4 protein-coding genes and 1 pseudogene are annotated in these 5,855 nt (G+C 72.9%); 4 read left to right on the top strand and 1 reads right to left on the bottom strand.

From position 1 onward, the window contains the following. Positions 1–139 precede the first annotated feature (139 nt). From AC1MIR_RS22815 to AC1MIR_RS22800, 4 genes are all read left to right on the top strand, one after another. Positions 140–1,825 carry a glycosyltransferase gene (locus AC1MIR_RS22815; RefSeq protein ID WP_480030481.1) on the top strand — a complete coding sequence of 562 codons (1,686 nt, stop codon included), beginning with the start codon at positions 140–142 and terminating at the stop codon, positions 1,823–1,825. Positions 1,826–2,052: 227 nt separating this feature from the next. Then, positions 2,053–3,618, top strand: coding sequence for a winged helix-turn-helix domain-containing protein (locus AC1MIR_RS22810; protein ID WP_480030480.1), 1,566 nt, complete (start codon positions 2,053–2,055; stop codon positions 3,616–3,618). 21 nt (positions 3,619–3,639) lie between these two features. Next, on the top strand, positions 3,640–4,515 hold the full coding sequence (locus AC1MIR_RS22805) for a phosphatase PAP2 family protein (RefSeq protein WP_480030479.1): 876 nt from the start codon (positions 3,640–3,642) through the stop codon (positions 4,513–4,515). A 3-nt stretch (positions 4,516–4,518) separates the two neighbouring features. Beyond that, positions 4,519–5,649, top strand: coding sequence for a G1 family glutamic endopeptidase (locus AC1MIR_RS22800; RefSeq protein WP_480030478.1), 1,131 nt, complete (start codon positions 4,519–4,521; stop codon positions 5,647–5,649). Here the strand turns inward: AC1MIR_RS22800 and AC1MIR_RS22795 are convergent. Beyond that, positions 5,633–5,749 (bottom strand): annotated as a pseudogene (locus tag AC1MIR_RS22795) (prolyl aminopeptidase); the annotation flags it as partial. The gene AC1MIR_RS22800 and the pseudogene AC1MIR_RS22795 sit on opposite strands and share 17 nt — an antisense overlap. Positions 5,750–5,855 lie beyond the last annotated feature (106 nt).

The following is a 5,855-nucleotide window of genomic DNA, read 5'->3' as shown; positions in this document are numbered from 1 at the left end:
CTCCGGTTTCTCCGGCAGGTCGAGCAGTGCGCGGATCGGCGGGTTGTGGGCGTAGAGCCCGTCCCCCCCCCGCCGCCCCCGCCCCCCCCCCCCCCGCGGCCCCCCCCGCGCCCCCCCGCCCCGCAGCCTGCGCGGAGCCATGCCGCCCCCGCTGATGCCTCCTGGCGCCGCCCTGTTCTACGCGCCGGACGGCTACGACACGTCCCGACCGCGCCTGATGGGCCGCCATGCGGCGGGGGAGGGGTTCCTTGCCGGCCTCGTCCGGCATGCCGGCTTCGCGCGCATCGTGGCGCTGACCCGCGGCGAGGCCCATGCCGAGGCCTTTCGCCGCCATGTCGCGGCCTTGGGCGGCACCGTCCCGGCCGAGGCGATCCCGGACCACGAACTGCACCGCCTCGCCGGCATCGGTTGCCTGCTGCTGCCCGGGCCGGGACTCGGCGACCATGCCTGGCGGCGACGGCGGATCGGCTCCGCCACGGGCTGGTCGCTGGTCGGCATCACCCACACCATCGCCTCCGCCGGGGCGATGGATTCCATCCTAGACAGCCTGGTCGCGCCCGTGCAGCCCTGGGATGCGATCGTCTGCACCTCCGCCCCGGTGCGCGGCGCGGTGCTGCGGCTTCTCGAGATGCAGGGCGCCTATCTTGCCCGCCGGCTCGGCGCCACGCGCATCGAGGGGCCGACGCTGCCCGTGATCCCGCTCGGCGTGGATTGCGCGGCGCTGGCGCCCGATCCCGCGGCGCGGGTGGAGTGGCGCGCGCGGCTGAATCTCGCCGAGCAGGACGTCGCGGTGCTGCATCACGGCCGCCTTTCCTTCCACGCCAAGGCGCATCCGCTGCCGATGTTCCTCGCCCTCGGGCGCGCCGCCGCCGCGGCGCCGCCGCGCGCGCGGGTGGTGCTGATCCTCTCCGGCTGGTTCGCCGACGACACGCAGCGCCGCGCCTTCCATGAGCAGGCGAAGGCGGTCGCGCCCGGCCTGGAGCTGCGCCTGGTCGAGCGGCCGGAGACCGGCACCACGCTGCGCAACGCCGCGGACATCTTCACCCTGCTCTCCGACAACGTGCAGGAGAGCTTCGGCCTCGCGCCGGTGGAGGCGCTGGCGGCCGGGATGCCGGTGGTCGGCACCGACTGGGACGGGCTGAAGGACACGATCCGCCACGGCGAGACCGGCTATCGCGTGCCGACCACGCTCGGCGGCCCGATGCCCGACCTCGGCGAGCGCCACGACGCCGGCTTCGACAGCTACGATTCCTTCATCGCCGGCGTCGCGCAGTTCACCGCCGTGGACGTGCCCGCCGCCGAGGCCGCCTTCGCCGCGCTGATCGCCGATCCCGTCATGCGCAGGGCGATGGGCGCGGCCGCGCGGCGCGATGCCCTGGCGCGGTTCGACTGGCCCGTGGTCATCGGGCAGTGGCGCGCGCTGTGGGCGGAGCTGGCGCGGCTGCGCCGGGAAGCGCGGGCCGAGCGCGCGGCCCCGCTGCGCGGCGAGGCGCGGGTGCCGCACCGGCCCGATCCCTCGATCCTCTTCGCCGACTACCCGACGCGCCGCCTGGCGCCGGAGACGCGGCTGATGCTGCCGCCGGGCGAGGATGCGGCCGCGGTGCTCGCGCGGCTGCGCGCCTATGTCGCACTGCCCGGGGCGGTGCCGCGGCGCGACCTGCTGGCCTCGCTCGAGTCGATCCAGCTGGCGCTGGAGGCGCTGGAGCAGGGGCCGGCGACGGCGGCCCGGCTCACGGCGGAATTGCAACCCATGCGCGCATGGCGTATGAGTCGTTCGCTTGGTTGGTTACTCAAGCTGGATCTGCTGCGACTCGCCGACGGGTAGCGGCCCCGCCGCGGCTTTCGCATCGATTTCGGATCGTCTTCGGGCTTCGGTGCGGCCGCGCATCTAGTCTCTCCGCGCAGGCCTCGTGGAGAGCCGCATGCCGTTTCATGCCGCGCGCCGACCCACGGCGCGGGAGAAGACAGCCTTGCCGCATCGCGGCCCGGCCCCCTGGCGCAGTGTCGGAACCCTGACATACCATCAGGCAGGGTTAGGCTTGGGCGCGGGGTATGGAGATCAGGGGCAGCGCGCGGAAGGTCCGGTTCGGCGAATGCCTGCTGGACGAGGGCCGCGGCGTCCTGGTGGCGCCGGGTGGTGCGGAGACGGTTCTGCGCCCGAAGACGCTGGATCTGCTCCGCCTGCTGCTGGCCAATGCCGGGCGCGTGGTGCCGCGGGCGGAGATCCTGGATGCGGTCTGGCCGGGCGTCTTCGTCACCGACGACAGCATCACCCAATGCGTCGTGGAGCTGCGCAAGGCGATGGGGCCCGGCGGCGCCGGCACGCTCAGGACGCTGCCGCGCCGCGGCTATCTTCTCGAATCCGCCGTGGCGGCGGAGGCGCCCGTTGCGCCGCCTGGACCGGCCCCGATGTCGCGCCGCGCCGACGAGCGGCCCTCCATCGCGGTGCTGCCCTTCCGCGCCAGCGCGACCGATCCGCAGGACGCCTACTTCGCCGACGGCATCATCGAGGGGATCGTGCATGTCCTCTCGGGCCTCGACGGGCTGTTCGTGGTGAGCCGCGGCTCGGCGCTGGCCTTCGCGCAGACCTCGCTCGACCCGCGCATGGCGGGCAGCGAGCTCGGCGTCCGCTACGTGCTCTATGGCGGCGTGCGGCGGGCGGGCGGGAAGCTGCGCGTGACCACCGAGCTGAGCGAGACGGAGCGCGGCACGATCCTGCGCGCCGACCGCTACGACGGCGAGGCCGCCGACCTGTTCGAGGTGCAGGACCGGATCGCCGAGCGCGTCGCCACCACCATCCTGCCGCAGGTCAAGGCCGAGGAACTCGGCCGCGCCATGCGCAAGCCGCCGAGCAGCCTGACGGCCTACGACTTCGTGCTGCGCGCGCTCGACAAGCTGCAGCGGCTCGACCGCGTCAGCTTCAGCGAGGCCCGCGACCTGCTTCTCAAGGCGACGGAAGTGGACGACGGCTACGGCCTCGCCTACAGCCATCTCGGCTGGTGGTACTCCTTCCGCGTGGCCCAGGGCTGGTCGCCCGACCCGGCGGCCGATGCGCGTTCGGCCGGCGAGGCCGCGAAGGCGGCGCTGGCGCGCAACCCTTCGGACGCCTTCGCCATGGCGCTGCAGGGCATCCTGCTCGGCTACATGCGGATCGACTACGACATGGGCCGGGAGCTGCTCGACAAGGCGGTCACGCTGATGCCGAGCTGCGCGCTGGCCTGGAGCTGGGGGGCGCTGATGCGCTGCTGGTCGGGCGAGGGCGCAGAGGCGGTGCGCTGGGCCCGGCGCGGCGTGGACCTCGCGCCCTTCGATCCCTTCGCCTTCCTGCACCAGGATTTCCTCGGCGTGGCCCACTATGTCGCCGGCGACTACGACAGCGCGATCGCCTGCTGCCGCACCTCCATCGTGCTGCAGCCGCAGCATGCGCCGACCTGGCGCAACCTGATGGCCGCCTTCGCCGCGAGCGGTCGGCTCGATGAGGCGCGCGCCCTGTGCGATCACCACGCGAAGCTCGAACCCGGCTTCAGCCTGCGCCGCTTCGCTTCGCGCACGCCGTGGCGGGGCGAGGCGCTTGAGGCCTATGTGGAGCACCTGCGCCTCGCGGGGCTGCCCGAGTGAGGATGCGGAGGACACCACGCAATGAGCAACATGTCGAACATGAGCAACATGTCCAACATGTCCAACATGTCGAACATGGCCAATGCCGGCGCCTCGGGCGGCGGGCGCGCGATCCTGCCCGATCGCGGCGACCTGCCCTTCGTCTCCGCGGTGGAGGGCGGCAAGCGCATCGCCGATGACCAGCGCGTCGATTCCGGCAAGATCGGCTACGCGCGGAACTGGTCCGCGAACTGGGCAGCGTGGGGCGTCCTCGCCGACTTCACCGGCACGCCGGACTGGCAGGCCGTGCTGAAGGCGAAGCGCCTCACCGCGGACGCGCATCTCGTGCAGCACTGGACCAGCTACTACGGCCAGCCGGGCGCGCCGAAGAGCGAGAGCGAGGAGATCGAGGAGCTGATCCGCGCCGCCGAGGACGAGCGCAGCGACGCGGCGGGCGAGATCATCGCACACACCGATGAGATCATCAGCGACTTCCTGACCCTGGTCACCGTGGCCCCGTCGCAGGGCGCGACGGTCCGCATGGCCTTCGCCGCGGGCACGCTCGGCACGCTGGTGGTCATGCACTACAAGCGCCTCTTCAACCGGGCGCGGCCGGTGCAGATGTGCCCCGCGCTGCGGCCGATCATCCCCACCCCCGGCCACGCGGCCTATCCCAGCGGCCACGCCACGCAATCCCATCTGATCGCGGGCGCGCTGAAGCTGGTGGTGCCGGAGGTGTATCACCGCACCCTGGATGCGCTGGCGGCGCGGATCGCGCGGAACCGGGAGATCGCCGGCGTGCACTACCGGACCGATTCGCTCGCCGGGCGCGACCTTGCCAAGAGCACGCTCAAGATCTTGCAGACGGTGCCGAACTTTGCCGAGCTGCGCAAAGACGCAGCGCGCGAGTGGTCCTGAGCCATGTCCTCCTCGCCAGGCGAAGCAGGGCGCCCGCCCAGGCTGGTCACGCGCGGCGCCGCCGATAAACGCCTGCTCAAATTCTGGGACGAGCTGGATTTCGGCGAAGGCTGCGAGGATGTCGCGCCGCCCCCGCCCGGCCAGGCGCGCGACATGCGCCGCGCGCCCCGCGGCGAGGCACCGGGCGCGAGCAACAGCGGCAGCGCCCTCGGCACGCATCTGTCGAGCAGCATCAACTGGTCGGGCGCCATGCTGCGCGCGCGCGACGGGCTGCGCTTCAACGCGGTGGCGGCGCGCTGGCGCATCCCGCAGGCGACGCGGCCGGCGGATGCCGAGGGCCGCGCCACGCCGCTTCCCGACCTGCCGCCGCGAAAGCGCGACCTGGCGCTGGGGGATGCGTATCCGCTGCCCGAGAGCTGGCGCTGCTCGATCTGGGTGGGCCTCGACGGGCACCGGCTCGCCTCGAATTCGCTGCCGCAGATCGGCACGACGCTGAAGGTCGAGGTGAAGGAGAACGGGAAGGTCGAGACCAGCGCCTATGCCTGGCTCCAGTGGTACGTCCGCGGCAAGCAGTACGACGAGGTCGTGCTGCAGAAGGATGGCGCGCCGTTCCCGGTGAACCCGGGCGAAAGCGTCACGGCCTGGCTCCGGCTGCTGGACCGCCGGCGTGTCCTGTTCAGGATGCGCAACGAAAAAGGGGACGTCGCCGGCGCGATCTGGCGCTCGGGTCCCCCCGGCGACGGCGCGGCGTTACCGGGCGAGCAGCAGGCGCACGAGGTGCCGGCGCCGGTCGAGGGGGCCGCCGCCGCCTTCGTCGTGGAGCGCCCGACGGTGATGGCCAGGAACCCGGTGCCGACACAGCGCGGCTACGAGCTCTACCCGCTGCCGCAGTTCGACGCGGTGGAGTTCAAGCGCTGCGCCGCCGCGCTGCATGATCCCGACCAGGACGGCTTCGATCAGGCGCAGCGCCTGGAAGACCTGCGCGGCGCGGAGGTGATCCGACTGATCCGCCAATCGGCCGATCCCTTCCGCGTCCGGAGCTATCTCCGGCCGGAACTCAACAAGCGACAGACGGGCTTTCGGGCGCGCTACTGGCCGCCGCCGGCGTCGAAGCCGCCTAACCGCGACGCCTGAACCGCTCCACCGCCGCCACCAGCGCGGTGCGCACCCCCGGCTCCAGCGCCGAATGCCCGGCATCCGGCACGATGGTCAGCCTGGCGCGCGGCCCGGCCGCGCGGGCGCGACGCTGCGCATCTTCTACTCCTTCATGCCGCCGATCTGCGGGGGGCGGATGTGGACCACGCTGTCCACCTGGTCGCTGATCATCCCCGCGCTCGGCA

It is taken from the genome of Falsiroseomonas sp. RANM36, assembly GCF_056682175.1.
The sequence above is the reverse complement of the archived record's forward strand: the minus strand, read 5'-3'. Positions and strand labels throughout refer to the sequence as shown.